Source organism: Pseudomonas umsongensis (assembly GCF_012647205.1).
Taxonomy (GTDB): domain Bacteria; phylum Pseudomonadota; class Gammaproteobacteria; order Pseudomonadales; family Pseudomonadaceae; genus Aquipseudomonas; species Aquipseudomonas umsongensis.
Window position 1 is genome coordinate 5,357,460 of the sequence record NZ_CP051487.1, and the last position, 25,508, is coordinate 5,382,967.

Annotated in this window: 24 protein-coding genes and 1 pseudogene; 10 read left to right on the top strand and 15 right to left on the bottom strand. The window is 60.1% G+C overall.

The window, feature by feature from the left end; genetic code table 11:
- Window positions 1–364 precede the first annotated feature (364 nt).
- Window positions 365–1,123, top strand: a complete 759-nt coding sequence (locus HGP31_RS24115; RefSeq protein ID WP_020799685.1) for a hypothetical protein — start codon at window positions 365–367, stop codon at window positions 1,121–1,123.
- 134 nt (window positions 1,124–1,257) lie between these two features.
- Here the strand turns inward: HGP31_RS24115 and HGP31_RS31040 are convergent, their stop codons facing one another.
- The 3 genes and pseudogenes from HGP31_RS31040 to HGP31_RS24125 all read right to left on the bottom strand — a co-directional run bounded on the left by HGP31_RS31040 (window position 1,258) and on the right by HGP31_RS24125 (window position 4,118).
- A complete protein-coding gene (locus HGP31_RS31040) occupies window positions 1,258–2,139 on the bottom strand; it encodes a methyl-accepting chemotaxis protein (RefSeq protein WP_371106620.1) in 882 nt (293 codons plus the stop codon).
- A pseudogene (locus HGP31_RS31045) lies at window positions 2,116–3,222 on the bottom strand (HAMP domain-containing protein); the annotation flags it as partial. The pseudogene HGP31_RS31045 and the gene HGP31_RS31040, both read right to left, overlap by 24 nt.
- 134 nt (window positions 3,223–3,356) lie before the next feature.
- Complete coding sequence (locus HGP31_RS24125; protein ID WP_020799687.1) at window positions 3,357–4,118, bottom strand: SDR family oxidoreductase; 762 nt, start codon at window positions 4,116–4,118, stop codon at window positions 3,357–3,359.
- A 235-nt stretch (window positions 4,119–4,353) separates the two neighbouring features.
- Between HGP31_RS24125 and HGP31_RS24130 the strand changes: the two genes are divergently transcribed.
- Window positions 4,354–5,358, top strand: a complete 1,005-nt coding sequence (locus HGP31_RS24130) for an NADP-dependent oxidoreductase (RefSeq protein WP_168758803.1) — start codon at window positions 4,354–4,356, stop codon at window positions 5,356–5,358.
- Window positions 5,359–5,463: 105 nt separating this feature from the next.
- Here HGP31_RS24130 and pyrF read toward each other — a convergent pair whose 3' ends face one another.
- Window positions 5,464–6,162, bottom strand: coding sequence for an orotidine-5'-phosphate decarboxylase (gene pyrF, locus HGP31_RS24135; RefSeq protein ID WP_162247449.1), 699 nt, complete (start codon window positions 6,160–6,162; stop codon window positions 5,464–5,466).
- 296 nt (window positions 6,163–6,458) lie between these two features.
- On the opposite strand from pyrF, the gene HGP31_RS24140 reads away from it, so the two are divergent.
- Together HGP31_RS24140 and HGP31_RS24145 are read left to right on the top strand one after the other, a co-directional pair.
- Complete coding sequence (locus tag HGP31_RS24140) at window positions 6,459–7,217, top strand: response regulator (RefSeq protein WP_020799690.1); 759 nt, start codon at window positions 6,459–6,461, stop codon at window positions 7,215–7,217.
- A complete protein-coding gene (locus HGP31_RS24145; RefSeq protein ID WP_020799691.1) occupies window positions 7,217–8,266 on the top strand; it encodes a sensor histidine kinase in 1,050 nt (349 codons plus the stop codon). Before HGP31_RS24140 ends, HGP31_RS24145 begins: the two co-directional genes overlap by 1 nt.
- 20 nt (window positions 8,267–8,286) lie before the next feature.
- Here HGP31_RS24145 and HGP31_RS24150 read toward each other — a convergent pair whose 3' ends face one another.
- From HGP31_RS24150 to HGP31_RS24190, 9 genes are all read right to left on the bottom strand, one after another.
- Window positions 8,287–9,339 (bottom strand): AI-2E family transporter, encoded by a 1,053-nt coding sequence (locus HGP31_RS24150; RefSeq protein WP_168758804.1) that lies wholly within the window; start codon window positions 9,337–9,339, stop codon window positions 8,287–8,289.
- Between the two features lie 69 nt (window positions 9,340–9,408).
- The gene (locus HGP31_RS24155) at window positions 9,409–10,215 is read right to left on the bottom strand and encodes a DUF4892 domain-containing protein (protein WP_168758805.1); all 807 of its coding nucleotides are present in this window, start codon (window positions 10,213–10,215) and stop codon (window positions 9,409–9,411) included.
- Window positions 10,216–10,333: 118 nt separating this feature from the next.
- Complete coding sequence (locus HGP31_RS24160; RefSeq protein WP_151143152.1) at window positions 10,334–11,188, bottom strand: alpha/beta hydrolase; 855 nt, start codon at window positions 11,186–11,188, stop codon at window positions 10,334–10,336.
- Window positions 11,185–11,991 carry an alpha/beta fold hydrolase gene (locus tag HGP31_RS24165; protein WP_020799695.1) on the bottom strand — a complete coding sequence of 269 codons (807 nt, stop codon included), beginning with the start codon at window positions 11,989–11,991 and terminating at the stop codon, window positions 11,185–11,187. The genes HGP31_RS24160 and HGP31_RS24165 overlap by 4 nt, the downstream gene beginning before the upstream one ends.
- 118 nt (window positions 11,992–12,109) lie before the next feature.
- Window positions 12,110–12,553, bottom strand: coding sequence for a hotdog fold thioesterase (locus HGP31_RS24170; RefSeq protein ID WP_020799696.1), 444 nt, complete (start codon window positions 12,551–12,553; stop codon window positions 12,110–12,112).
- A 31-nt stretch (window positions 12,554–12,584) separates the two neighbouring features.
- Window positions 12,585–14,240 carry an AMP-binding protein gene (locus HGP31_RS24175; protein ID WP_168758806.1) on the bottom strand — a complete coding sequence of 552 codons (1,656 nt, stop codon included), beginning with the start codon at window positions 14,238–14,240 and terminating at the stop codon, window positions 12,585–12,587.
- A gap of 162 nt (window positions 14,241–14,402) precedes the next feature.
- A complete protein-coding gene (sixA, locus tag HGP31_RS24180) occupies window positions 14,403–14,858 on the bottom strand; it encodes a phosphohistidine phosphatase SixA (protein ID WP_020799698.1) in 456 nt (151 codons plus the stop codon).
- The gene (locus HGP31_RS24185) at window positions 14,855–15,202 is read right to left on the bottom strand and encodes a DUF4389 domain-containing protein (RefSeq protein WP_020799699.1); all 348 of its coding nucleotides are present in this window, start codon (window positions 15,200–15,202) and stop codon (window positions 14,855–14,857) included. The genes sixA and HGP31_RS24185 overlap by 4 nt, the downstream gene beginning before the upstream one ends.
- Window positions 15,203–15,231: 29 nt before the next feature.
- A complete protein-coding gene (locus tag HGP31_RS24190; RefSeq protein ID WP_020799700.1) occupies window positions 15,232–16,257 on the bottom strand; it encodes an NAD(P)H-dependent glycerol-3-phosphate dehydrogenase in 1,026 nt (341 codons plus the stop codon).
- A gap of 195 nt (window positions 16,258–16,452) precedes the next feature.
- On the opposite strand from HGP31_RS24190, the gene HGP31_RS24195 reads away from it, so the two are divergent.
- From HGP31_RS24195 to HGP31_RS24220, 6 genes are all read left to right on the top strand, one after another.
- Window positions 16,453–18,576 carry a TonB-dependent receptor plug domain-containing protein gene (locus HGP31_RS24195; protein ID WP_168758807.1) on the top strand — a complete coding sequence of 708 codons (2,124 nt, stop codon included), beginning with the start codon at window positions 16,453–16,455 and terminating at the stop codon, window positions 18,574–18,576.
- 1 nt (window position 18,577) lies between these two features.
- On the top strand, window positions 18,578–19,510 hold the full coding sequence (locus HGP31_RS24200; RefSeq protein WP_020799702.1) for an ABC transporter substrate-binding protein: 933 nt from the start codon (window positions 18,578–18,580) through the stop codon (window positions 19,508–19,510).
- Window positions 19,507–21,408, top strand: coding sequence for an ATP-binding protein (locus tag HGP31_RS24205; RefSeq protein WP_033045355.1), 1,902 nt, complete (start codon window positions 19,507–19,509; stop codon window positions 21,406–21,408). Before HGP31_RS24200 ends, HGP31_RS24205 begins: the two co-directional genes overlap by 4 nt.
- A 247-nt stretch (window positions 21,409–21,655) precedes the next feature.
- Complete coding sequence (gene fabA / locus HGP31_RS24210) at window positions 21,656–22,171, top strand: 3-hydroxyacyl-[acyl-carrier-protein] dehydratase FabA (RefSeq protein WP_003179264.1); 516 nt, start codon at window positions 21,656–21,658, stop codon at window positions 22,169–22,171.
- Between the two features lie 11 nt (window positions 22,172–22,182).
- Window positions 22,183–23,403: a beta-ketoacyl-ACP synthase I gene (gene fabB, locus HGP31_RS24215; RefSeq protein WP_008016529.1), complete on the top strand. Its 1,221-nt coding sequence runs from the start codon at window positions 22,183–22,185 to the stop codon at window positions 23,401–23,403.
- Between the two features lie 389 nt (window positions 23,404–23,792).
- Window positions 23,793–23,981 carry a hypothetical protein gene (locus HGP31_RS24220; RefSeq protein WP_020799704.1) on the top strand — a complete coding sequence of 63 codons (189 nt, stop codon included), beginning with the start codon at window positions 23,793–23,795 and terminating at the stop codon, window positions 23,979–23,981.
- Between the two features lie 70 nt (window positions 23,982–24,051).
- On the opposite strand, the gene HGP31_RS24225 is transcribed toward HGP31_RS24220, so the two are convergent.
- Window positions 24,052–24,594 (bottom strand): DUF2058 domain-containing protein, encoded by a 543-nt coding sequence (locus tag HGP31_RS24225; RefSeq protein WP_168758808.1) that lies wholly within the window; start codon window positions 24,592–24,594, stop codon window positions 24,052–24,054.
- 28 nt (window positions 24,595–24,622) lie between these two features.
- On the bottom strand, window positions 24,623–25,456 hold the full coding sequence (gene mazG, locus HGP31_RS24230; RefSeq protein WP_168759222.1) for a nucleoside triphosphate pyrophosphohydrolase: 834 nt from the start codon (window positions 25,454–25,456) through the stop codon (window positions 24,623–24,625).
- Between the last annotated feature and the right edge of the window lie 52 nt (window positions 25,457–25,508).

Below are 25,508 nucleotides of genomic sequence, written 5' to 3' on the forward strand. Positions count from 1 at the left end.
CACTACAACATTCACTCCCTGCTTCGTTTCGCTGTTCGCTTTACGCTGCAAGTGGCGCGCATTCTATGGATGGATTGAGAGGTCGTCAACCCCCTGTTATAAATTTATTTAAATCAATGACTTCGCGCTGCTTTGCGACCCCTCCCGGCTTTTCTGTCGCCTGGGGTCTGGCGCCTATATTCTGACACTCGCCAAGACGTTATAGTCGACGCCATGAGTGATGGCAATATGCTTCAGAGTGCCAGCATTTATATACGCGGATCGCGGCCGATAAACCTTCAGCCACGCCGAGCCGGCGCCTGAAGGCCAGGCCACTTCACTCGCACGCAAACCCTATAAAGAGGTCTTACCGGTGACACCACTCATGATCACCCTGCTCGTCGTAGCCGGGATCGCACTCTTGATCGCCATTGGCTACATCAACCATGTGGTGGAAAACAATAAGCTGGAGAGGGCCCGCACCAAGGTTGAACTCAATGATCGCCTGCGTCGCTGTGGGGAGATCACCGAGACGTTTCCCGGCCAGTTGATGACGCCAGCGCTTAAACTATTGCTGACGCGCCTGGAACTGAATGTTTGCCAACGCCTGCTGAATCTGGAAAAGACCAGCGCCAACCTCAAGGCCCGGATTACTGAACTTGAGGCTCTGGTTGGCCAGGGCGAATCAATTCCAGTCAACAACCCACCGGCACCGATCCAGACCGAAGCCAAGGCCAAGGACGTGCGTTTCCTGCTCGAAGCCCTGCACGGCCAAATCACCCGCGCTGCCCAGGATGGTTTTTTGCCACCCAATGAAGCCAAGGGATGGATTCGTCAAGTGCGCCATATCCTTGTGCTGCTTCACATCGAGTTTTTCAACAACCTCGGCCAGCATGCCCTGCAGCAGAACCAGCCCGGCCAAGCGCGACTGGCGTTTGAACGCGGCGTGCAGTACCTGCGCAAACAACAGGAACCCCAGGTCTACGCCGAACAACTGGAATACCTGGAAAAACTCCTGGCCCGCGCCAACGACCAGGTCATGGACCGTATCGCTCCGGTAGAGGGTGACGTCAACCAATTGACCGAAGGCCTGAAGGACGTCGAGGCGGATGCGGACTGGAAGAAGAAAGTGATCTACGACTGATCACAGAACGAACGTAAAAAAGCAGTAATACACACGAAGATCAAAAGATCGCAGCCTGCGGCAGCTCCTACATGAAACGTGATCCAGTAGGAGCTGCCGCAGGCTGCGATTTTTTAGCGGCTGTCAGGCCAGCATTAAAGCCTGAAATGCCCCACCATTCCCTTTAGCTCAACCCCCAACTGCGCCAGCTCGATACTCGACGCCGCATTGCCCTGCATCGCCAGCGAAGACTGATCCGCACTCGCACGAATACTCGTGACGCTGCGATTGATTTCCTCGGCCACCGAGCTCTGCTCTTCGGCAGCAGCGGCGATCTGCTGGTTCATCTGCTGGATCAAGGACACGGCCGCCGCGATACTCCCCAGCGCACTTTCAGTCTGCAGTGCATCGCTGACGGCGAGTTTCACCAACTCACCGCTGCTTTGTATCTGCTGCACCGAGGCCTGCGCCGCCGCGCGCAAGGCGCTGACCAGTCGCTCGATCTCTTCGGTCGATTGCTGGGTGCGCTTGGCCAGGGCCCGCACTTCATCGGCCACCACCGCAAACCCCCTGCCCTGCTCGCCCGCCCGGGCTGCTTCGATGGCCGCATTCAGGGCCAACAGGTTGGTCTGCTCCGCCACGCTCTTGATAACGCCGAGCACCGTGCCGATGTTCTGGATTTCCGCGCTCAGGCTTTCGATACTTGAACTGGCCGAAGTCGCGGAATCCGCCAGTTGCTCGATCCGCACCATACTCTGGCGCACCACCTGCTGCCCGCTTTCAACCTTGCCATCCGCTGTTTGCGCCGCCAGCGCGGCCTCTTCGGCGTTACGCGCAACGTCGTGCACGGTGGCGGTCATCTGGTTCATGGCCGTGGCAACCTGCTCGGTTTCTTCCTTCTGGCTGCTGACTTCGAGGTTGGTCTGCTCAGTCACGGCAGACAAGGATTGCGCTGAAGTGGCCAACTGCTCGATGCCCGCCTGCAAACCGCTGACGATCTGGCTCAGCCCTGCGCCCATCTGCTGCATGGCCTCCATCAACTGACCGATCTCGTCACGACGGGTCACCTCGACCTTCGCACTCAGGTCCCCTGCAGCGATCTGCTGCGCCACACGAATCACAGTGCGCAGCGGCGCCACGATCAAGCGGGTAATCACCCACGCTGCAATCAAGCCAACCAGCAAGGCCAGCACCGAAGAGCCGAGTATCAGTAGCGAGTTGTTTTTCAGTTGCGCCTGCATCGACTGGTCTTCGGCGACATAGGCCTGATCCACCCGCTCCACCACCTGGGCAGCGCGTTGGTGCAATTGTTGGTAGACGGTTTTTTCCTGCTCCAGCAGGCCGGTGTACTCAGCGAGCTTGTCGCTGAAACTGGCGATATGGCCGGTGACTTCATTGAGGACCGTCTGGTAACCCTCATCCTTGACCGTGGTCTTGAGTTGCTCGGCCTGGGCCAGCGCCTGGCTGGCCTGCTCGATCTTGCCCTGCCCGGCGCTGTCGTCGCCCTTGCGGCTCTGGGCCAGACGCACGTGTGCTTCGTTCATGGCTTGCAACATCAACCGAGAAACCTGGCTGACCTGACTGGCTTGCTCGATGAACGCGGCCCCGTCCTTGCCTTCGGTTTCCTTCAGCGTGTAAGCGCCGTCATCGGCGAGCCCGGCTTGCAGGACGTCGAGATTGTTGGCCACGCTGGACACCGACCAACTGGCCATTTCCAGCGCCAGGTCCTTGGCCTGGCTGAGCGAGACAAACTCGTCAAACGCCTTGCGGTAAGCCCCCAGGGACTGCTCGACATCATTCATGACCGGTACATTGGCCGCCGATGCTGACTTGAGCTGGTTTGCCAGGGCGATCAGGCCGTCAACGCCTGCGTGCAGGGCATCGACGGTTTTCGGGCTGCCATGCAAGGCATATTCCTGCTCCAGCAGTCGCACCTTGAGCAAACCGCTGTTGAGCGAAGACATCTGCTTGAGCCCGTCGAAGCGCTGACTGATGGTTTGCAGCGACCATACACCGATCGCCGCCACCAGGGCCGTCAGCAGCAACACCAGCGCAAACCCTACACCCAGTTTTTTTGCCATACCGAGGTTGGCAAAACGTCCTTGCACGGCCGAATTCATTGCACTCAGTCCCCCGCCATTATCAGTAACAGCAGAGTCGCAACGGCCCCGTATCAACACAAGACTCTGGCGCCTGAATAATGGCAAAAAGCTACGCCCGCGTCGTTTTCAGAACGCTGGAGGTCGATCCGCTATCAAAACGCGGTGACTCCGCCGTCCACGGCCAATGAGTGCCCCGTGGTAAAGGCCGCGCCATCGCTGCACAGGTACAGCACCGCGCTGGCGATTTCCTCGACCTTGCCGATGCGGCCGACCGGGTGCATCGCATTGGCGAACTCGCCCTTCTTCGGGTCTGCCTCATAAGCACGGCGGAACATGTCGGTGTCGATCACCGCCGGGCACACGGCATTGACGCGGATTTTTTTCTTGGCGTATTCAATCGCGGCCGATTTGGTCAGGCCGATGACAGCGTGCTTGGACGCCGCGTAGATGCTCATCTTCGGCGCAGCCCCGAGACCTGCCACTGACGCGGTATTGACGATTGCACCGCCGCCCTGGGCCAGCAACAAAGGCAATTGGTATTTCATGCACAACCAGACGCCCTTGACGTTGACGCCCATGATCGCGTCAAACTCCTCGACCGTACCTTCGGCCAGCTTGCCTTTTTCGATCTCGATACCGGCATTGTTGAACGCATAGTCGAGACGGCCGTAAGTATTGACCACTTCATCCATCAGGTTCTTTACATCGCTTTCCACTGTCACGTTGCACCTTACGAAGGTCGCTTCACCGCCAGCCGTACGGATCAGCGCGACCGTGCCCTCGCCGCCCGCCGTGTCCATGTCGGCCACCACCACCTTCAAGCCTGCGGCGGCAAACGCCTGGGCAGTGGCCCGGCCGATGCCGGCTGCCGCGCCTGTCACCACTGCCACCTGGCCGGAAAACGTCATGCTCATTGTGCTGTCCTCGAAGAGTAGTTTGCGGGGGATCGCGAGTTCCCAGCATAGCCACAGCCCCCAAGGCCCGGCAGCACTATCAAACGGCCGGTTGAGCCACCATGAGTGGCAGTGATGGAACTACCGTACCAACTATCACTGTACTGGATAAGACTGTATTCGCCGGATCAGCCGAACTTGCGGCATCGACCTCGAGGGTCTATCAACAAGGTTTCATTCATCCTGAGTGCCTGCCATGACGTCCCAGACCAATCGCCAATTTCTGCTCGCCAAACGCCCAGTGGGTGCCGCGACCCGGGAAACATTTACTTATCAGGAAGTACCGGTCGGCGAACCGGCTGCAGGCCAGATCCTGGTCAAGAACGAATACCTGTCCCTGGACCCGGCCATGCGCGGCTGGATGAACGAAGGCAAGTCCTACATCCCGCCGGTCGGTCTTGGCGAAGTGATGCGCGCGTTGGGCGTGGGCAAAGTCGTGGCTTCAAACAACCCTGGCTTCGCGGTGGGCGACTACGTCAACGGCGCCCTCGGCGTACAGGATTATTTCCTGGGTGAGCCGCGTGGGTTCTATAAGGTCGATCCGCAACTGGCGCCGCTACCGCGCTATTTATCCGCACTGGGCATGACCGGTATGACCGCTTACTTCGCGCTGCTTGACGTGGGTGCGCCCAAGGCCGGCGATACCGTCGTACTGTCGGGCGCTGCCGGTGCGGTGGGCAGCATTGCCGGGCAGATTGCCAAGATCAAGGGCTGTCGGGTAGTCGGTATCGCCGGCGGCGCGGACAAGTGCAGGTTCCTTATCGACGAACTGGGTTTTGACGGCGTCATCGACTACAAGAACGAAGATGTCATGACCGGCCTCAAGCGCGAATGCCCCAAAGGCGTCGACGTGTATTTCGATAACGTGGGCGGCGATATCCTCGACGCGGTATTGAGCCGCTTGAACTTCAAGGCACGGGTGGTGATCTGTGGCGCCATCAGCCAGTACAACAACAAGGAAGCGGTCAAGGGCCCGGCCAACTATCTGTCACTGCTGGTCAACCGCGCACGCATGGAAGGTTTTGTGGTGATGGACTACGCCGCGCAGTTCGCCGCCGCCGGACAGGAAATGGCTGGCTGGATCGCCAAGGGGCAGCTCAAGAGCAAGGAAGATATCGTCGAAGGCCTGGAGACCTTCCCGGAGACGCTGATGAAGTTGTTCAGCGGGGAGAATTTCGGCAAGTTGGTTCTAAAGGTTTAAAAGTGATCGATTAAAAGATCGCAGCCTCGTTTCACTCGACAGCTCCTACACAGCTCCTACAGGGAAATGCGGCCCCCTGTAGGAGCTGGCGCAGCCTGCGATCTTTTACGCCAGTTCGGCCACCACGTCGGCCAAAGCCTTGGCCGGATCTGCGGCCTGGCTGATCGGGCGGCCGATCACCAGGTAATCGGAACCGGCATCCAGCGCCTGGCGCGGAGTCAGGATACGGCGTTGATCGTCCTGGGCGCTGCCCGCCGGGCGAATCCCAGGGGTCACCAATTGCAGCGACGGGTGCGCCGATTTCAGCGCCTGGGCTTCCAGGGCCGAGCACACCAGGCCATCCATACCGGCTTTTTCCGCCAGGGCGGCCAAGCGCAGAACCTGCTCTTGCGGCTCGATGTCCAGGCCGATACCCGCCAGATCCTCACGCTCCATGCTGGTCAACACTGTCACACCGATCAGCAGCGGTTTTGGCCCGGTGCGCTGGTCCAGCACTTCGCGACAAGCCGCCATCATGCGCAGGCCACCGGAGCAGTGAACGTTGACCATCCACACGCCCATTTCCGCCGCGGCCTTGACGGCCATGGCCGTGGTGTTGGGGATGTCGTGGAACTTGAGGTCCAGGAACACTTCGAAACCCTTGTCACGCAGGGTGCCGACGATTTCCGAAGCACAGCTGGTGAACAGTTCTTTACCGACTTTGACCCGGCACAGTTTCGGGTCCAATTGATCGGCCAGCTTCAGTGCGGCGTCACGGGTAGGGAAATCCAGGGCGACGATGATAGGAGTCTGGCAGGCGGACATGAGTGGGCTCTCAGGCAAGTCGAAATCGGCGCGCATTGTAGCGGAACCAATGGCCCTGCGGGACCCGATGATCGGTAAATCGTCGAGATCGCTCCGCCAAGACTAGCCTCTGCGGCAATTGTGTCGAGTTCGGTACAGTCACGACACGCCCCCAACATCCTTGTCCGCTACCCTAGGCAACCGCAATACGTCCTTGGCTCAGCACTTCCCGCCTCCGGGCAGGACGCCTATGCTGGAACCACAACCTCGCAGCCTATCTTTGTGGTTGGCAGCCTACCTGGCAGATGAACCCACGCATGCACAACACTCCAGCCCCCGTGAACGACGATCAAAAAGCGCCCGGCGATGAAAAACGCTGGAGCATTCGCGCCCTGATCGTCGACGATGATGTGCCGATCCGCGAGCTGATGATCGACTACCTGGCGCGTTTCAACATCCATGCAAGCGGGGTCACTGATGGCGCCGCCATGCGCCTGGCGATGCAGGCGGAGCATTTCGACGTGGTGGTGCTCGACTTAATGCTGCCCGGCGAAGACGGCCTGTCGCTGTGCCGCTGGTTGCGAGGCGAATCGGATATTCCGATCCTGATGCTCACGGCCCGCTGCGAACCCACCGACCGGATCATCGGTCTCGAGCTCGGCGCCGACGACTACATGGCCAAGCCGTTCGAACCCCGCGAACTGGTCGCACGCATCCAGACCATTCTGCGCCGGGTGCGGGACGACCGCAGCGAACAACGGGCGAACATCCGTTTCGACAATTGGCGTCTGAACAGCGTGCTGCGCCAATTGGTTGCAGCCGATGGCCTGGTGGTGCCGCTGTCCAATGCCGAATTTCGCCTGTTGTGGGTGTTTATTGAACGTCCGCGCCGGGTCCTCAGCCGCGAGCAACTGCTGGATGCCGCTCGTGGCCGTTCGATCGAAGCCTTCGATCGCAGCATTGACCTGCTGGTGTCGCGCCTGCGGCAGAAACTCGGTGACGATCCCAAGGCCCCGCAACTGATCAAAACCGTGCGTGGTGAGGGTTACCTGTTTGACGCCCGGGATATCGGTTGATGCGGGCGCGCTTCGATACGTTGTTCGGCCGTCTGTTTGGAGTACTGCTGATCGCGATTGTCCTGGCACACCTGCTGGCATTTGCATGGTTTCATTACTACGGCCCGCCGCCTCCCCCTCCCCCGCCGGCGTTTCCCGAAGACATGGACGGTCAACGCCCACCGATGGACCCGCGCCTGGCCCCCCGCCCTGCCAGGCCATGGTTTGGCGGACCACTGGTACCGCTGACGTTTCAGCTGATCTCGCTGATCATTGCAGCCTGGTACGGCGCCAAATTACTCAGCCGGCCGATTCAACGCCTTAGCGACGCGGCCGAGCGCCTGAGTGAAAACCTCGACAGTGCGCCACTGGAGGAATCCGGCCCACGGGAAGCGCGACAAGCGGCGCACACGTTCAACAAAATGCAGCAACGCATCATCGAGCAGGTCAAGCAGCGCTCGCGCATGCTCGGCGCGGTATCCCACGACCTGCGCACGCCCCTGTCGCGTCTCAAACTGCGCCTGGAACAAATTGACGACGACAAGCTGCAAGGACAGATGCGCCAGGATCTGGACGACATGATCAGCATGCTCGATGCGACGCTCGGCTACCTGCACGAACAGCGCACCAGCGAGGCGTCACAGTGGATGGATGTGCAGGCGCTGGTCGAGTCCCTGAGCGAAAACGCCCAGGACCAGGGGGCAAACGTCCAGGCCAGCGGTCATTGCGCGCCGCTGCAAGTCCAGCCGATGGCACTGCGCTCCTGTATCAACAACCTGCTGGACAACGCCTTGCGTTATGCCGGGAATGCGTTGATCACGCTCGAAGATAATCGCCAACACCTGGTGATCAGGGTCATCGACCATGGTCCAGGGATCGCGGCGGATAAACGTGAGGCCGTATTCGAACCGTTCTTCCGATTGGAAGGCTCACGCAATCGCAACTCCGGCGGCGTCGGCCTGGGCATGACCATTGCTCGCGAGGCGGCGCAACGCCTGGGCGGGCAGCTCAGCCTGGAAGAAACCCCCGGTGGTGGGCTGACGGCGATCATCCGCCTGCCCAGGACCTGAGTGCAGCGCAAGGATTGAATTCAACGACGGTCATCAACCCGCGACTGGCTTTTGCTCCAGTCGGTCAACAGGCTGTAAGCCACGGCCAACAACGTCGGCCCGATAAACAGGCCAATGAATCCGAATGCAATCAAACCACCAAACACCCCTAGCAACACAATCACCAGCGGCAAATTCCCACCCCGGCTGATCAAGTAAGGCTTGAGCACGTTGTCCACGCCGCTGATGATGAACATGCCCCATACGCCGAGGAACACCGCCATCCCGTACTCACCCTTCCAGGCCAGCCAGGCAGTGGCTGGAATCCATACCAGCGGCGGCCCCATGGGAATCAGGCTGAGCAGGAAGGTCACGATACCGAGCACCAGTGCCCCGGGGACGCCGGCAATCAGGAAGCCGATCAACGCCAGGACCGCCTGGGCCGCGGCGGTACCGATCACTCCGTTTACCACCCGTTGCACGGTGCCCGCCACCAGTTCGATGTAGTACCCGGCACGGTGGCCAATCAGCCGCTCCAGCAAACCATGAACAAAGGCCGCCAACCGTGGTCCGTCGCGATAGAAAAAGAACACGAAGACAATGCTCAGGGTCAGCTCGAGGATGCCGCCGCCAATCTGCGCGCTACGCGCCAGCAACCAGTTGCCGACCTGCCCCAGATAAGGCTTGAGCGACACCATCATCGCCGCGCCCTGCTGATCGACACTGTTCCAGATGACCACCAGCCGCTCGCCCACCAGGGGAATGCTGCCCAGCCAGGTCGGCGCTTCAGGCAGGCCGTCGACCTGCACATCCTTGATGAACGCCGTGGCGTCGCGCACATGATCCGCCAGGTTGAACCCCAGCCACACCAGCGGCGCCGCCACCAGCACCATCCAGCCCACGGTCAGCAGGGCCGCCGCCAGGGATTCGCGGCCATTGAGCCAGCGGGTCAGCAGGCGCATCAGCGGCCAACTGGCGAACGCCAGCACCGCGCCCCAGAACAGGGCCGACCAGAACGGCGCCATCACCCATAAGCTCGCGCCAAACAGCACCAGGAGCAGGATCTGCACCAACAGCCGATCGTTATTGATCATCACAGTCTCGAAAAAATCATTCAGCAAAAAGAGTAGGCGAACACGCCACGCGTGTTCGCCGGATGACGCTTATCGCAGCAGTTTGATATGCAATCCAGGACCGTCGACACCACCGGTTTCCATCCGCGCCGCACGTACGCCCTGCTCGATCAACGATTGACGCCAGGCTTCAGCGTTGGGCCCGGACACACTGACCCGCAAGGTGGTGTCCAGGTTCAGGCCCCGGGAGATCAGGCGCAGCCATTTGTCATCGGGTGTTTGCGTCAACTTGGGGAAGTCGAGTTCACCGGTACTCTTGAGCTCGCGCAGCAAGGTTGCGGACGTCGGCAGCAAATCCCCCAGCGGGGCGACGGCGTCGAATTGTTCGACGTGCAGATAGGCTTTGCGATTACCACGGGTGATGCTGTAGAGCGCCACCAGCGTATTGTCCTTCGGTGCGGCCAGGCGTAACAGCAGGTAAGCCTGCTCACTATCGGCGCCATAGAGCTTGGCGTTGCCGAACACTTCGTTGGCCCATAGGCTGCTTTCGCCACAATCTCGCGCCTGGCACCAGAACAGCAATTGGGCGTCCTGCTGTTGAAGCGCTTCGCGCGCAGCGGTGAAGGCCTCGGTCGAGGAATGTTCCGCCGGCAATTCATAGGTCACCGAGGTGACATGCCCACGAGCACTGACCTGCCCGTCAAAGCGCAACTGACCGCTGATCTTGCGGATCGAGCCGAGCGGGTAGATCCGTTCAAGCTCGGCCGTGGGGCGATAGTCGACGATCTGCGCATCGGTCATGCGCGGCACGATCGGCAGGTCCTGACTGCCGGGCAGATCGGCGGCTAATGAGAGTGGACTGAAACAAAAGAGCATCAGCAAACTGAATGAGCGCATGGATAGACTCATCGGATCAGCATGCCCTTGTGGCCATTCGGGGGCGCAGCGGTGTAGAGGTCTATCATGGTTGTCTCCCTTTTCAACCCACCCAGCCTCGACAGTTGCCCGGCGCAAGTCAAGGAATGGCGAAGAACCGATTGAAACAGTCTGCGACAAGGTCGGCACCGGGTTCATCATTCAAGTGCAAATGATGGCCGCCTGGCAGCTGTTCTAGGCTAAAGGGTAGACGCTCCAGCAACTCCGGATGTTTGGCGAGCATGCCGTCAGCGGCGACCACCAGTTTCGCCGGACAGGCGACCCGCTGGACGAAGGCCATGGCCTGCTCGGTGGTAAGGCGCAGCGGCGATGGCAGCGTGAGGCGATTGTCGGTGCGCCAGGTGTAACCGCCCGGCACCGGCATCAAGCCACGCTGGGCCAGCAGTTCGGCGGCTTCGCGACTGACCGCCACCAGGCCTTTCATGCGTGCTTCGATGGCGCGGTCTTGGGTGCTGTAGACCGGTTTGCGTTTTTCCCGCAGATCCAGTTGCGCCTGCAGGGCCATGCCCATGCGTTCGGCAGCGTTTTCGCCTTTGTCCGTGGGAGGGATGACACCGTCAATCAAAGCCAGGTGAGTGACTCGCTGCGGAAACGAACCGGCAATGATCAGCGAGGTGATGGCACCCATCGAATGCCCCAGCAACGCAAACCGCTTCAATCCAAGCTGCTCTGCAACTTGCAACACATCGTGGGCATAGTCCCACATGGCGTAACCGGCGCCAGGTGGGCGGTGTCCTGAGTGCCCGTGACCGGCCATGTCCAGGGCGATCACGCGCAAGCCTTTGAGCTTGGGTGCCAGGCGGGCGAAGCTATTGGCGTTGTCCAGCCAGCCATGCAGGGCAATGACCGGCAAACCGTCTTCGGGGCCAAACAAATGCGCCGCCAACTCGATATGCGGCAGGCTCAGGCGCACTTCTTCGACGACCTGGCTCATGCGCAATCCCGTTGCTGGCGAGAGGTCCAGCGTTCGAACAGGTTTTTCAACAGTACGGCCGTCTCCTGCGGACGTTCCAGAGGAAACATGTGCCCGCCAGGCATGCTCAGCGCCTCGCCATTTGGCATGCGCCCGACTGAACTGGTGTGATGACGCATCACCACCCGGCTCTCGTGCCCGCGAACGACCGCCAGCGGCACTTGCAACTGCCGCAGGCGGCCGGGGCTGGTGTGTGGTACGCCCCGGTAGATGCTGATTTCCGTGGCTGGGTCGAAACGCAAGCGCAACCTGTCGCCGTCCTGATGCAAACCATAGTGCAGGTAGGCATCGAAACACTCTGGATCGAAGCTGCGAAACAGGCTCTTGCCGGCGAAATAACGGCGGGCGCTCTCGAGATCGGCGAATTCTTCACGACGCCCCAGGGTGCGGCCGGCCGGGGTCAGGCGGTCGATGAAACCCAAGCGTTTGGCTGCGCGAATGACCCATTGATCGGTGCGCGTCAGCACCGGCGAATCGAGCATCACCACACCGCGATACAACTGGGGGCAACGCAACGCCGCGTGCAGATGCAGTACGCCACCGAAGGAATGACCGACGCCCCACACCGGCTGTGACTGCTGCTGCAGATGGTGGATGAGTTCATCCACCAGGTTGTACCAGTTGTCGTCCGCCGGGAAACGCGGGTCGTGGGCGTGTTGCTCCAGATGCGTCACCCGAAATTCGGGTGCCAGCGCCGCAAACAACTTGCCGTAGGTTCCCGAAGGAAAACCATTGGCGTGGGCGAAAAATATCTGTTGCGACATACCGGTCGATCCATCAGCGAAAACAAACCCGATTGTCCGCAAGACCGCGTTCTTGAGCAATGACCGTAACTGACAGGAATGATGACAGTCCGGCCATGCAAATAAAGGAACGGGGAGATCAACGTGCTGGCGGATTATCACCCAGCGGCACCACGGCCATGGTCAGCCGCGACACACAACTGGCCTTGCCTTCGTCACTGGTCAAGCGGATATCCCAGACATGGGTCGTACGCCCGATGTGAATGGGTTTGGCGACCGCCGTCACTCGGCCGCTGCGCAAGCCGCGCAGGTGGTTGGCGTTGATTTCCAGCCCCACGCAGTAAAACTTGCTGGCATCGATGCACAGGTAGCTGGCCATGGAGCCGACTGATTCAGCCAGCACCACCGAAGCGCCGCCATGCAGCAAGCCATAAGGCTGGTGGGTGCGATGGTCAATGACCATGCTCGCGGTCAAGGACTCTTCATCGAAGGCTTCGAAACGGATGTCCAACAGTTCGCCAATGGTGTTTTTCTGAATTGCGTTCAGTTGTTCGATGTTGGGAACGGTACGCCACAGACTCATAGCAGGTTTTCCTTGTTGGTTTTATCGTGGCTCAATCCTGCCACAGCACCGCTTCGGTGTGCTCGCTCCATTCTTCGAAGCGAGCGCCGTAAGTGGCTTCGATGACGTTGCGCTTGATCTTCAGGGTCGGCGTGAGAAAACCGTTTTCCACCGCCCAGTTGTCCTTGACCACCACCAACCGCCGCAAGCGTTCGTGCTTGTCGAGGACGCTGTTGACCTCTTCCAGCAGCTTTTCCAGGCTTGAATGCAACCCGGCCCGTGTCTCCTGCTGCCCGACGGCCGAAAGCACGCACAGGCCCAGTGGCGCATTCAAGCCATCACCGACCACGCACACCTGCTCGATGCGCGAATGCACCGCCAGGCGATTTTCGATCGGCGCCGGCGCTACGTACTTGCCTTTGCTGGTCTTGAAAATTTCCTTCAGGCGCCCGGTCAGGCGCAAGTTGCCTTTGGCATCTTCCTCGCCCTTGTCGCCGGTGCGCAGAAAGCCGTCCTCGGTGATGGTGTCGGCGGTTTTCTGCGGCTCCTTGAAATACCCCAGCATGATCGCGCCGCTACGTACCATGACCTCGCCCGATTCGTCGATGCGCACTTCGACCTCCGGGCACGGCATGCCAATCCAGCCTGGTTTGTTCTGCCCCGGCAGGCAAATGTGCGAGTAACCGCAACTTTCCGTCATGCCGTAGACCTCCAGCACGTCCAGTCCGAGCTTGCGATACCACAACAGCAGACTCAGGGGCACCGGCGCCGCACCGGACAAGGCCACGCGCAAGGCATCGAGCCCCAACCCGGCGAGGACTTTGTGCCCGACCCGCTTGCCGATAATCGGCAGCCCGAGCAGGAAATCCAGGCGCTTTGCCGGGATCTTGCTGTACACCCCCATCTGGAACTTGGTCCAAATGCGCGGCACGCCAAACAGCGCCGTTGGCCGGGCACGGCGCAAGTCCGTCAGGAAGGTGTCAAGGCTTTCGGCAAAGAACACGGTTTGCCCGGTGTAAATCGATGCCAGTTCGACGAACATCCGTTCGGCGACGTGACACAACGGCAAATACGACAGCAGTCGATCCGACTCATTGAGACCGAATAACTGCGTGCCGCGCGTGGTGGCGAATCCCAGGTTGGCGAAGCTGTGCATCACGCCCTTGGGCATGCCGGTGGTGCCGGACGTGTAGATGATGGTTGCCAGTTGATCGGCGGCGGGCTTGGGATCGTCCTGGATCGGCGAGCTGCGTTGCAGGTCGTCCCAGCTGAAATCGAAAGTGCCGGTTGGATGTAACGGCAGGCTGATGGTCGGCAGCTCGGGATTCACCCCACGGGACATGCCAGGCCAGTCATCGAGTTTACCGATGAATACCAGCGCCGCTTCGGAGTGTTCGAGCACCTGGGCCACCGATTCGGCGGTGAGGTTGGGGTACAACGGCACCGAGACATGCCCGGCCATCCAGATCGCCAGGTCGGCAATGATCCAGTGCGCGCAGTTTTTCGAGATCAGGGCAATATGACTGCCCTGGGGCAGTTCCCGGGATCGCAGCCAATGGGCCGCACAGCGTGCCTGATGACCGACGTCCTCCCAGCTCAAGGTCTCGACACGGCCACCGCCCACAGGCTGGACGAGAAAGCGCTGGCGAGGATGACGGGCCTCGCGCTCGTAGAAAACGTCCAGGGGCAAACGGGAAGCAGCAGGCATGGGACTCGCTCCTTTGTTTCTTGGTCTGGAGCAAGCGTAGCCAACCAAGCAAATGCTTGGTTGGCTATTTTTCAAGATCAGAAGATCGCAGCCTGCGGCAGCTCCTACGGGGGAACGCTGAAAGCCCTTTTAGGCGCCGCCGCTGGCTGTGGTTTTTTGCCTTTAAGGGTGCTTGATGCTGTTGAGCTTCATCGCGCCAATCAGCAATTCAGAGTTTTCCAGCTCGGCCAGACCAGCGGTGCTGACCTTCTCTGGCGGATGACCCGCACCATGTTGCAGGTAGCTGAGCAGGTTTCCCACGAGTGGGTTATGAGAAACCAGCAGTGCATTGGTGACCGACTTCAGCTGGTCAGTGACCCTGTCGGGATCATAATCCGGAGTCAGCCACTCGACGGTGCGTATTTCCGGTCCGAAACCCAAGGCATCCCGAACCAGCTGGGCGGTCTGCTGCGCTCGCGTGTAGGGGCTGGCATAGATCGCTGTCAGCGGCTGGCCAACCAAGTTGGCGGCGGCGCGCAGCACTTCTTCACGACCATTGGCAGTCAGCTCCCGCTCCGAATCGTGGGTTTTGGAGCCGTGTGGCTCGGCTTCACCATGACGCAATACCCAGAGTTTCATAGCTTGGGTTCCTCATCTCGGGCCGGATGTGGCGCAGGCGCCACGACGTGCGGCGCTTCACCTTCCGGCGTACGCGGCGTCGGCCAATCGGCGAACGGCCAGGGTTTCTGGTCGCTGTGGAAACTGCCGAAACGACCGATCTGGGCCAGGAACTGGCTCAGGCTGTCGCCGAAGTTCATCAGGCTGGCGCTCGGGGCGCCATAGATCAAACGATAGATCAATTGCACTAGCACCACGGCGCCAAGCATGAACTGCGCCACCTGCCACACCAGCAGGAACACCACCATCCACAGCACTCGAAGCAGGATGGACTCGTATTTGGCTTCTACTTTTGGATCACTCATTTCTCGCTCCGTTCCTGTGAAGTGGGGGTTCAGTTGAAGCCGCTGGTGGAAATAAAGTCGACATCGGTCTTCGGCTCGCCCCGCATCAACAGTTCGATCACCTGCTCAAGCGTGCGCCCTTCGAACAGGATCGCGTGCAACCCGGCGACCAACGGCATGTACACGCCAACTTCCTGGGACTTGGCCTTGAGCACCTTGAGCGTGTTCACGCCTTCGGCAACTTCGCCCAGGCGATTGACTGCCTCTTCGAGGCTCAAGCCCTGGCCGAGGGCGAACCCGACCTGATAGTTACGGCTTTTTGGCGACGAGCAGGTCACGATCAGGTCACCCACGCCCGCAAGGCCAAGGAATGTCATCGGGTTGGCACCCTGATTCACCGCGAAGCGGGTCATTTCCGCCAGCGCCCGGGTAATCAGCATGCTCTTGGTGTTTTCGCCCATGCCCATCGCCACCGCCATGCCGGCAATGATCGCGTAGACGTTTTTCAACGCACCGCCCAGTTCGACGCCAAACCGGTCGGCGCTGGCATACACGCGAAAGGTGCGGCCGTGCAGCACGTCCTGGACATGCTGGCAGAGCGCCTCGTCTTCGCTCGCGACCACCGTGGCGGTCAATGCATGTTCGGCGATTTCACGGGCCAGGTTCGGCCCGGACAACACACCGATGCGTGCCTGTGGCGCGATCTCTTCGAGAATCTGGCTCATCAGCTTGAAGGTGTGGGCTTCGATGCCCTTGGTCAGGCTCACCAGCATTTTGCCGCTGAGTCGATCAGCATGCGGGGCCAGCACCGAGCGCAACGCGCTGGAGGGCAGCGCGACAAAACTCAGGTCGCACGCATCCAGGGTGGCCAGCAGGTCAGTGACCGGCGTGACACCGGGCAGGATCTTGATGCCTTTGAGGTAACGCGGGTTCTCGCGATTGACCCGGATGGCCTCGGCCTGTTCAGGGTCACGCATCCATTGCAGGACTTGATGACCATTTTCGGCCAGCAAGTTAGCCACGGCGGTACCAAAACTTCCGCCTCCCAAAACCGCGATCGGGCGCTGTTGAGTCATATGTAATCCGTTAATCCATACCAGTGGCAATGTCGGCATTATACGGAGCGCCCCCGTGTCGGCCAGTCCCCGCGTCAATTACCGACATGGGTAGGAAGAAGTCCGGTAATACCTAGGAAAATGCTTACATCGTGACTGGAAAAGTCAACGGGCTCGGTTAACATGCGCGCCATCGATGGTTAACAAGGATGTGCTGTGTCCCTGGGTTCGACTTCACCCCATTCGCCGTTGGTCCTGGCGCTGGTGTTCAGCTCGCCGGCGATGGCCGACGACTTGTTTCTCGACAGCGAACCTTTGCCGCAAGTACTCACGGCCACGCGCCTGAAACAATCGCCGGCTGCCGTGCCGGGGAGCATGACGGTGCTCGACACCGCGCTGATCAATGCCAGCGGCGCGCGCGACATCAGTGAAGTGCTACGCCTGGTACCCGGCATGATGGTCGGCAATATCAGCGGTAATCAGGCCACGGTGAATTACCACGGCACCAGCGCCACCGAAGCACGGCGCCTGCAAGTGTTGATCGACGGTCGCTCGGTGTACCGCGCGGGTCTGGCCACGGTGGACTGGAGCGACATTCCGGTGGCCATGGAGGACATCGAGCGTATCGAGGTTTTCCGCGGCCCGAACACCGTCAGCTATGGCGCCAATGCGCTGATGGCGGTGGTCAACATCATCACGCGCAATCCGGCCGACAGCCACGGTACGCGCCTGAAAGTCACCCGCGGCCAGCGTGGCATCGACGACTTTTATGCCAGCCAGGGCGTGGGTTGGGAGGACGGCGATTTACGCCTGTCGCTGTCTGGCCAGCAAGACGATGGCTTTGATACCGACCGTTGGGGCGGCGACTACCATGACGGTCGACGTTTGAAGCGCTTCAACCTTGCCGTTAGTCAAGCGCTCGACGAACGGCAAAGTATCGAATGGCAGGTGAATGCCAAGGACGGCACCAACCAACGCCCCTATACCTACCGCCCGGTGTTTTCAGGGATTACCCGCGCTGGGGACAATTCCGACGTCAGCGCCAAGGACTACGCCGGCTCGCTGCGCTGGAATCTCGACCTGAACACCGAGCACAGCCTTTACATCCAGGGTTCGGCCCAGCACTGGGACCGTCAGCAAACCTGGCGCGCCTGCGATGCCGAAGTATCGTTCAGCCCCGAACTCAGCGAGCTTTGGCAACTCAACCCGAACTACACGGAACGCCTGGCGCGCAACATCGAGAGCTTTCTGGTCTCCGGAGCCCCTGACGCCGATCCGACCCAACGCGCATTGGCCAATCAAGTCCTCGACCAGTGGCGCAACGGCGCCCGGCGAACGGTCTGCGGCGATATCGATCAAAGCACTCGGGAATCGCGCTATGACCTTGAATTGCAGGATACCCTGAGCCTGTCCGATAACCTGCGGCTGGTCAGCGGATTGAACTATCGTTACGACCGGGCAAATTCCGAGACCTACTTCAATGGCACTCTCGATGACACCACCTGGCGAGCGTTCGGCCAGCTCGAATGGCGCGCCAGCGAACACTGGCTCCTGCAGGGCGGTGCCATGTTCGAAGACACGCGGTTGATCGGCAGCTCTCTGAGCCCACGGATGGCGGTCAACTACCTGATCAATCCGCGCCACGGCTTGCGTGCGGTGTATTCGCAAGCCGTCCGCTCGCCGGACATGTTCGAGAACAACGTTAACTGGAGCTACCAGGTCACCCACCTGCAACCCGGCGCCTATGGCCAGTCCAGTGCCCGCTATTTCGTCAAAACCCGCGGCCCCGGCGACCTCGACCAGGAACACATGCGTTCCCGGGAACTGGGCTATAACGGTTACTTCGCCGAATCGGGCCTGGCCGTCGATGTAAAGCTGTTCTACGACGAGATCACCGGGATGATCAGTGAGCCGTTGCGCAATAACCAGTACATCGCCAGCAATGCCAACTCCGCGCGCTACACCGGAGCGGAAACCCAACTCGACTGGAAAATCAGCAGCGCCGACCGCTTGCGCCTGACGTATGCCTACGTCGACGCTGACGCGAGCAACCTGCAGGATGCACAACAGACTGCAGGCAACAGTGGTTCTGCCGCCTGGTTGCGCGACTGGGGCGATGGCTGGAACAGCGCGCTCTTCTATTATGCTGACGACGCGCTCAACGGCTACCGCTTCGAACGCCTCGACACGCGCATCGCCAGGCGCATCCGCCTGGGCAAGACTCATCTGGAACTGGCTGGTGTGCTGCAGCAGCGCCTCGACAACCAGCCTACTTCCTTTGTCGACAACAACTATGACGAGCGTCGCTTGATGTATTTCAGCGCGCAGCTGGCGTTTTAAGATGCCGCATCGCCCGCCACGCAAGCCGTCAATCCTTGGCCATCTGTTGGCCATGGCTTGCCTGGTATTCGGTGGCTGGCTACACAGCCATTCGGCCAGCGCCGCGGACATTCTCCTGACCGGTGTCGACGATAGCCCCGGCGTGCAATCCTTCGTCCAGGCCCTGGTGCAATTGCGACCGGCCGACAACGTGCACTTCCAGCCATTGGCCAGCCTGCCGCCACCGGGCAAGCTGGCGGCGGACACCCGCTTGATCCTGCTCGATCTGCCCAGTCTCGACTGGCGCCTGCAGGACCCTCGCGGCCCGGCGACACTGGTGCTGCGCATCAGCCGCCTGCAGGCGCGACAACACCTTGGGCACGCCCTGCCCCCGCACCTCAGCCTGCTCTGGAGCGATCCGCCACTGGACCGGCAATTGCGCCTCACCCGTGTCCTGCTGCCCGAGGCCAAGCGGGTTGGCGTCCTGTACGACAGCCATAGCGAGTTCCTGTTGCGGGAACTGCGCCAGGCCGCCTATCCCCTGGGTCTTGAAGTGGTCACCGAACGTTGGGAAAACACCCAGGACAGTCGTCCCTTGCAGGCTTTGCTGGACAACAGCGATGTAGTACTGGGCCTCGACGACCCCGATCTGTACAACCCGAAAACCGCGAAAAACCTGTTGCTCAGCAGCTATGCGCGGCAGCTGGCCTTGATCGGTCCCAATGCAGGGTTCGTCAAGGCCGGGAGCCTGGCCAGTACCTACAGCGATCAAAGCGACTGGCTGGCGATTCTCGATGAGCTGCTCGACCTGCCACCCGCCACGTGGCCACGCACGCAATATCCACACCGCTTCAAAGTCTCCAGCAATCGGCAGGTGTCTCGTTCCCTGGGGCTTGAACAGGTAAATGAAGTGGCTGTCGCAACGCTGTTGGCAGAAGGAGAACGCCAGCCATGACCTTCCGTCGCCGCTGGGACATCAGTACCCGTACCCAGATCATCAGCCTCGGCCCTGCCCTGCTGCTGACGTTACTGTTGATCAGTTTCTTCACTTTCGTGCGGATCCAGGACCTGCGCCAGGAGCTCAACCACACCGGCCAGTTGATTGCCAACCAACTGGCGCCGGCCACCGAATACGGGGTGATTTCGGGCAATAACGAGGTGCTCGAAAGCCTGCTCAAGGCCACGCTGGCAACGCCCAACGTACGGTTCCTGGAGGTGCAGGACAGCGCCAACCGGATTCTGGTGTATGTCGAGCAACCTTCGGCAAGCTACCAAAAGCCGCACCAGATTGAAGTCTTCCAGGCCCCCGTGCGCCTGCAACGGATCGCGCTGCACAATGATTTTTTCCAGGACGGCAGCGTGCCCCCCACGGCGCCCGCCGAGGATTACCTGGGTCGGGTGATCGTTGGCCTGTCCAATGATGCGTTCAGCCAGCGCCAACAGGAAATCCTGCTCAAGGCCGGCATTCTGGCGCTGTTCGCCCTGCTGTTTACCTTCATGGTCGCCCGGCGCCTGGCCGCGAGCCTGTCGCAACCGATCCGCGATATCGGCAATGCGGTCAAGGCGATCCAGGCCGGCGACTACAAGACGCCCCTGCCCATCGTTGACGACACCGAACTCGGCGCCCTGTCCCAACACATCAACAACCTCGCCAAGGGGCTCGAGCAGGCCAGCCACGAACAGCACCAGGCCATGGCGCAGTTGATCCAGACCCGCGAGGAAGCGGAAAAGGCCAATAACGCCAAGTCCGACTTCCTCGCCATGATGAGCCACGAACTGCGCACGCCGATGAATGGCGTGCTTGGCATGCTGCAATTGCTGGAAACCACCCAGATGACCGAAGAACAGCTCGAATACGCGGCTCTGGCTTCGGAATCCACCGAGCACCTGCTCAAAGTCATCAATGACATTCTGGATTTTTCGCGTATCGAACGCTCAGAACTGGAGTTAGAGCATATCCCCTTCAATCTCGCAGACCTGATCGGCAGTTGCGCCCAGTCGTTCCAGCACAGCGCCGTCCAACGCGGGCTCGATCTACAGTTGCAGATCCCACAAGACATGCGCGCGCTGCAGGTTCAGGGTGACCCGACGCGCATCCGGCAAATACTGGTCAATCTGGTCGGCAATGCCCTGAAGTTTACTGAACAGGGACGCGTGCGCATCGAATCGCAGTGGCAGTCCCTGGATCACGAACTGCTGTGGTTCACCTGCACGGTGCGCGACAGTGGGATTGGCATTCCCCCCGAAAGCCTGGAATTGATGTTCGACGCGTTTCAGCAGGCCGACAGCTCCATATCAAGACGCTATGGTGGGACCGGCCTGGGCCTGCCGATTGCACGCACACTCGCCGAACGCATGGGTGGCACCTTGCGCGCCCAGAGCGAGGAAGGCCGTGGCTCGATATTTACCCTCGAGATTCCGCTGGCGTTGTATCAGCAAGCCTTGCCGGCTCGGGTACCGCGCGTACCGACCCACAAGGGGGATGGCGAAGGGCGCAATGTGCTGCTGGTCGAAGACAATCCGGTCAACCAGACAGTGATCGAAGCCATGCTGCGCAGCCTCGGCTTTACTGTCAGCGTCGCCGCCGATGGCGCACAGGCAGTACGCAGTGCCGAGAGCCTGATTTTCGAGGCGATACTGATGGACTGCCGACTGCCGGTCATCGACGGTTATGAAGCCACCCGGCAGATTCGTGAACTGCCCGGCTGTACCGACTTGCCGATCATTGCCCTGACCGCCAACGCCTTGCAGGGGGATCGCGAAGCTTGTTTGTCGGCGGGAATGAACGATTACCTGGCCAAGCCCTTCAAACGCACTGATCTTCAGCAAATTCTGCAGCGATGGGTGCAGTAGTACAGGCCTTTCGAGCATCTGTGACTGGCGTGAAAGGCGAAAGTGCGGCAGTCTTAGGCACCCGAACAAGCTCGAAAAGGGGCTTGATTAAAAATTTCAGTGCACAAGTGTACATTCATGTCCTTGGTGCTGTGACTTTCACTACAACGCAATAGTCTATGAGTAGGCTGCCGGTTCGAGGCATGAACGCTTCGATCGGCCGGGATGATTTGCCCCACCTGCCGCATGGGACTATTGAGGAGCTCGCATGACCAAACAAAACGCCTTTACCCGGGAAGACCTGCTGCGCTGCAGTCGCGGTGAGCTGTTCGGCCCAGGTAACGCGCAACTGCCCGCCCCGAACATGCTGATGGTCGATCGCATCACCCTGATCAGCGAAGAGGGTGGCAAGTACGGCAAAGGTGAATTGGTCGCCGAGCTGGATATCACTCCGGACCTGTGGTTCTTCGCCTGCCACTTCGAAGGTGATCCGGTGATGCCGGGCTGCCTGGGCCTCGACGCCATGTGGCAATTGGTCGGTTTCTTCCTGGGCTGGCAAGGCCTGCCGGGCCGTGGCCGTGCGCTGGGTTCGGGCGAAGTGAAATTCTTCGGCCAGGTCCTGCCGACCGCCAAGAAAGTCACCTATAACATTCATATCAAGCGCGTCCTCAAGGGCAAGCTGAACCTGGCCATCGCCGACGGTTCGGTGACTGTCGACGGTCGCGAAATCTACACCGCCGAAGGCCTCCGGGTCGGCGTTTTCACCTCCACTGACAACTTCTAAGGGTTATCCGCATGCGCCGCGTCGTTATCACTGGTCTGGGCATTGTTTCGTGCCTGGGCAATGACAAAGAGACCGTCTCCGCTAACCTGCGTGCAAGCCGCCCTGGCATCCGGTTCAACCCGGAATATGCCGAAATGGGTCTGCGTAGCCAGGTTTCCGGCTCCATTGACCTCAACCTTGAAGAACTGATCGATCGCAAGATCTATCGCTTCGTCGGCCACGCGGCGGCATACGCCTACCTGGCCATGAAAGACGCCATTGCTGACTCCGGCCTGACCGAAGAGCAAGTGTCCAACCCGCGCACCGGCCTGATTGCCGGTTCCGGTGGCGCATCGACACTGAACCAGATGGAAGCGCTGGACATCCTGCGCGAGAAAGGCGTAAAGCGCGTTGGCCCATATCGCGTCACGCGGACCATGAGCAGCACCGTTTCCGCCTGTCTGGCCACTCCGTTCAAGATCAAGGGCCTGAACTACTCCATCGCTTCTGCCTGCGCCACCAGTGCTCACTGCATCGGTACCGCCATGGAACAGATCCAGATGGGCAAGCAGGACATCGTTTTCGCCGGCGGCGGTGAAGAAGAACACTGGAGCCAGTCGTTCCTGTTCGACGCCATGGGCGCATTGTCCAGCAAGCGCAACGACACTCCGGAAAAAGCTTCCCGCGCCTACGACGCAGACCGTGACGGCTTCGTCATTGCAGGCGGTGGCGGCATGGTCGTGGTGGAAGAGCTGGAACACGCTCTGGCCCGCGGCGCGAAAATCTACGCGGAAATCGTTGGCTACGGCGCGACCTCCGACGGCTACGACATGGTCGCCCCAAGCGGCGAAGGCGCGATCCGCTGCATGCAGCAGGCGCTGTCCACCGTCGACACCCCGATCGACTACCTGAATACCCACGGCACTTCGACTCCGGTCGGCGACGTCGCGGAAATGAAAGGCGTGCGTGAAGTGTTCGGCGACAAGGCTCCGGCCATCAGCTCCACCAAGAGCCTGTCGGGTCACTCCCTGGGCGCCGCCGGCGTTCACGAAGCGATCTACTGCATGCTGATGATGGAAGGCAACTTCATTGCCGGTTCCGCCAACATCGACGAGCTGGACCCAGAAGTGGCCGACCTGCCGGTACTGACCAAGACCCGCGAAAACGCCACCATCAACACTGTGATGAGCAACAGCTTCGGTTTCGGTGGCACCAACGCCACGCTGGTACTGAAGCGCTGGGAAGGCAAGTAATTCCCCGCTGCTGAGCCGCACATGAAAACGCCCCGACTGGTTCGGGGCGTTTTTTTGCCTTCAAAAACGCAAAACCCTGTGGGAGCGAGCCTGCTCGCGAAGGCGGCCTGACAGTCGATAAAGATGTTGAATGTGATGCCGTCTTCGCGAGCAGGCTCGCTCCCACAAGATCGGCCTTTAGGCCGCGAATCTTCCTCGTGAACATGAAGCTTTTGTCATGGAACTCAACAGCCTGCGACTGAATGTCGCGGATTACGCGGGCAGCAGGACTGTTTCCAATTCTGCAACAAACTCTTTCCAGACTCAGTCGTTTACTTAGCTAGCTACCAAACTCTATAACAGAGTCCTGCACATGCCTTGCTGCAGATAATAGAAATTGGAGCTAGCAGATGACTGTAAAAGTAACTGAACGCGACGATTCACGCATGTCACACGAAGGCGTAGCCGCCGGTGTCCGCATCTGGGATGTGTACCAACAGGACCTGCTGGTCGGGATGTTCCATAGCGAGACTGACGCCCACAACTACAAGGCCGAACTGGAAACTCTGGAGCAGCAACGAGCGCTACGCTCCGCTTGAGCAATGACCGCATTAAAAACGACAAACCCCGCCATGAGCGGGGTTTGTCGTTATTGCAGCCGTTAACCGCTTACCACATCAGGTCATCCGGGATCTGATAGGCCGCGTACGGATCGTCCTCGGCGGCCACTTCTTCGGTCTGCACATTCAGTTGCACGATGCGCAGTGGATCGCGCTCCTGGATCTTCAGGGCAGCTTCTCGGGGGATCACTTCGTAGCCTCCGGCGTGATGCACGATGGCCAGCGAACCGTTGCTGAGCTTGTTACGCATCAGCGTGTTGACCGAGAGGCGCTTGACCTTCTTGTCGTCGACGAAGTTGTAGTAGTCCTCGGTCGTCAATTTCGGTAGGCGCGTGGCTTCGATCAATTGCTTGATCTGCGCGACACGGGCCTTGGCCTCGGCTTTTTCCTGTTGCTGACGGTTGAGCTCCTGATCGCGCTTGACCTTCTCGGCCATGGCCTCCTGGGCTGCACGCTGCTGGGAATCATCAAGCTCGATCTGCCCCTTGTGGGCCAGGCGTTGCTGCTTCTGTTTGTCTTTGCTGACCTGCTTGGCCTGCTTCTGGTTGACCAGCCCTGCTTTGAGCAACTGGTCGCGAAGGGAAATGCTCATGGTGCTTATTACTCACTTAGGCAACTGCTCAACCGCAGCTGGGCACATTCTTTTCCTGGCGTTTGGCTTCGCCCCACAGGGCGTCCAACTCTTCGAGGGTGCAATCTTCCATGGGACGATGGGTGTCGCGCAATGCCTGTTCGATAAAACGGAAGCGTCGTTCGAACTTGCTGTTGGCACCACGCAGCGCAGTTTCCGGATCGACCTTGAGGTGACGCGCCAGATTAACCACGGAAAATAGTAGATCGCCGACTTCATCGGCAATCGCCACCGAGTCGTTGTCGGCCATCGCTTCGAGTATTTCATCAAGTTCTTCGCGAACCTTGTCCAATACAGGCAAGGCGTCGGGCCAATCGAAGCCGACCTGCCCTGCGCGCTTTTGCAATTTTGCCGAACGGGACAGTGCCGGCAAGGCTGCCGGGACATCGTCGAGCAAGGACAGCTGTTGCGGTGCAGCGGATCTCTCCGCACGCTCTTCGGCCTTGATCTCCTCCCAGCGCTGCTTGACCTGCTCTTCATTCAAGCGCGGTACATCCAGCGGCGCGTACAGATCACCGGTGGGAAATACATGCGGATGACGGCGGATCAGCTTGCGGGTAATGCTGTCGACCACGCCAGCGAATTCGAAACGCCCTTCTTCCCGCGCCAACTGGCTGTAGTAGACCACCTGGAACAACAGGTCGCCCAACTCACCCTGCAGGTGATCGAAATCACCCCGCTCGATGGCATCGGCAACTTCATAGGCTTCCTCGAGGGTGTGCGGGACGATGGTGGCGTAGGTTTGCTTGATGTCCCACGGACAGCCGTACTGCGGGTCGCGCAGGCGGTTCATCAGGTGCAATAAGTCTTCAAGGCTGTACATCATTAATCCCATTCAAACGCACTGTAGGAGCTGCCGCAGGCTGCGATCTTTT

What these genes read in the sequence shown, in the direction of transcription:
- pyrF (WP_162247449.1), bottom strand. Translation starts at nt 6,162, where the DNA reads ATGTCCGCCTGCCAGACTCCTATCATCGTCGCCCTGGATTTCCCTACC.
- HGP31_RS24175 (WP_168758806.1), bottom strand. Translation starts at nt 14,240, where the DNA reads ATGCCTGCTGCTTCCCGTTTGCCCCTGGACGTTTTCTACGAGCGCGAG.
- HGP31_RS24165 (WP_020799695.1), bottom strand. Translation starts at nt 11,991, where the DNA reads ATGTCGCAACAGATATTTTTCGCCCACGCCAATGGTTTTCCTTCGGGA.
- HGP31_RS24190 (WP_020799700.1), bottom strand. Translation starts at nt 16,257, where the DNA reads ATGACTCAACAGCGCCCGATCGCGGTTTTGGGAGGCGGAAGTTTTGGT.
- HGP31_RS24205 (WP_033045355.1), top strand. Translation starts at nt 19,507, where the DNA reads ATGACCTTCCGTCGCCGCTGGGACATCAGTACCCGTACCCAGATCATC.
- HGP31_RS24145 (WP_020799691.1), top strand. Translation starts at nt 7,217, where the DNA reads ATGCGGGCGCGCTTCGATACGTTGTTCGGCCGTCTGTTTGGAGTACTG.
- sixA (WP_020799698.1), bottom strand. Translation starts at nt 14,858, where the DNA reads ATGAAACTCTGGGTATTGCGTCATGGTGAAGCCGAGCCACACGGCTCC.
- HGP31_RS24140 (WP_020799690.1), top strand. Translation starts at nt 6,459, where the DNA reads ATGCACAACACTCCAGCCCCCGTGAACGACGATCAAAAAGCGCCCGGC.
- HGP31_RS24160 (WP_151143152.1), bottom strand. Translation starts at nt 11,188, where the DNA reads ATGAGCCAGGTCGTCGAAGAAGTGCGCCTGAGCCTGCCGCATATCGAG.
- HGP31_RS24150 (WP_168758804.1), bottom strand. Translation starts at nt 9,339, where the DNA reads ATGATCAATAACGATCGGCTGTTGGTGCAGATCCTGCTCCTGGTGCTG.
- HGP31_RS31040 (WP_371106620.1), bottom strand. Translation starts at nt 2,139, where the DNA reads ATGGAGGCCATGCAGCAGATGGGCGCAGGGCTGAGCCAGATCGTCAGC.
- HGP31_RS24200 (WP_020799702.1), top strand. Translation starts at nt 18,578, where the DNA reads ATGCCGCATCGCCCGCCACGCAAGCCGTCAATCCTTGGCCATCTGTTG.
- HGP31_RS24155 (WP_168758805.1), bottom strand. Translation starts at nt 10,215, where the DNA reads ATGCGCTCATTCAGTTTGCTGATGCTCTTTTGTTTCAGTCCACTCTCA.
- mazG (WP_168759222.1), bottom strand. Translation starts at nt 25,456, where the DNA reads ATGTACAGCCTTGAAGACTTATTGCACCTGATGAACCGCCTGCGCGAC.
- HGP31_RS24225 (WP_168758808.1), bottom strand. Translation starts at nt 24,594, where the DNA reads ATGAGCATTTCCCTTCGCGACCAGTTGCTCAAAGCAGGGCTGGTCAAC.
- HGP31_RS24125 (WP_020799687.1), bottom strand. Translation starts at nt 4,118, where the DNA reads ATGAGCATGACGTTTTCCGGCCAGGTGGCAGTGGTGACAGGCGCGGCA.
- HGP31_RS24220 (WP_020799704.1), top strand. Translation starts at nt 23,793, where the DNA reads ATGACTGTAAAAGTAACTGAACGCGACGATTCACGCATGTCACACGAA.
- HGP31_RS24185 (WP_020799699.1), bottom strand. Translation starts at nt 15,202, where the DNA reads ATGAGTGATCCAAAAGTAGAAGCCAAATACGAGTCCATCCTGCTTCGA.
- fabB (WP_008016529.1), top strand. Translation starts at nt 22,183, where the DNA reads ATGCGCCGCGTCGTTATCACTGGTCTGGGCATTGTTTCGTGCCTGGGC.
- HGP31_RS24170 (WP_020799696.1), bottom strand. Translation starts at nt 12,553, where the DNA reads ATGAGTCTGTGGCGTACCGTTCCCAACATCGAACAACTGAACGCAATT.
- HGP31_RS24115 (WP_020799685.1), top strand. Translation starts at nt 365, where the DNA reads ATGATCACCCTGCTCGTCGTAGCCGGGATCGCACTCTTGATCGCCATT.
- HGP31_RS24130 (WP_168758803.1), top strand. Translation starts at nt 4,354, where the DNA reads ATGACGTCCCAGACCAATCGCCAATTTCTGCTCGCCAAACGCCCAGTG.
- fabA (WP_003179264.1), top strand. Translation starts at nt 21,656, where the DNA reads ATGACCAAACAAAACGCCTTTACCCGGGAAGACCTGCTGCGCTGCAGT.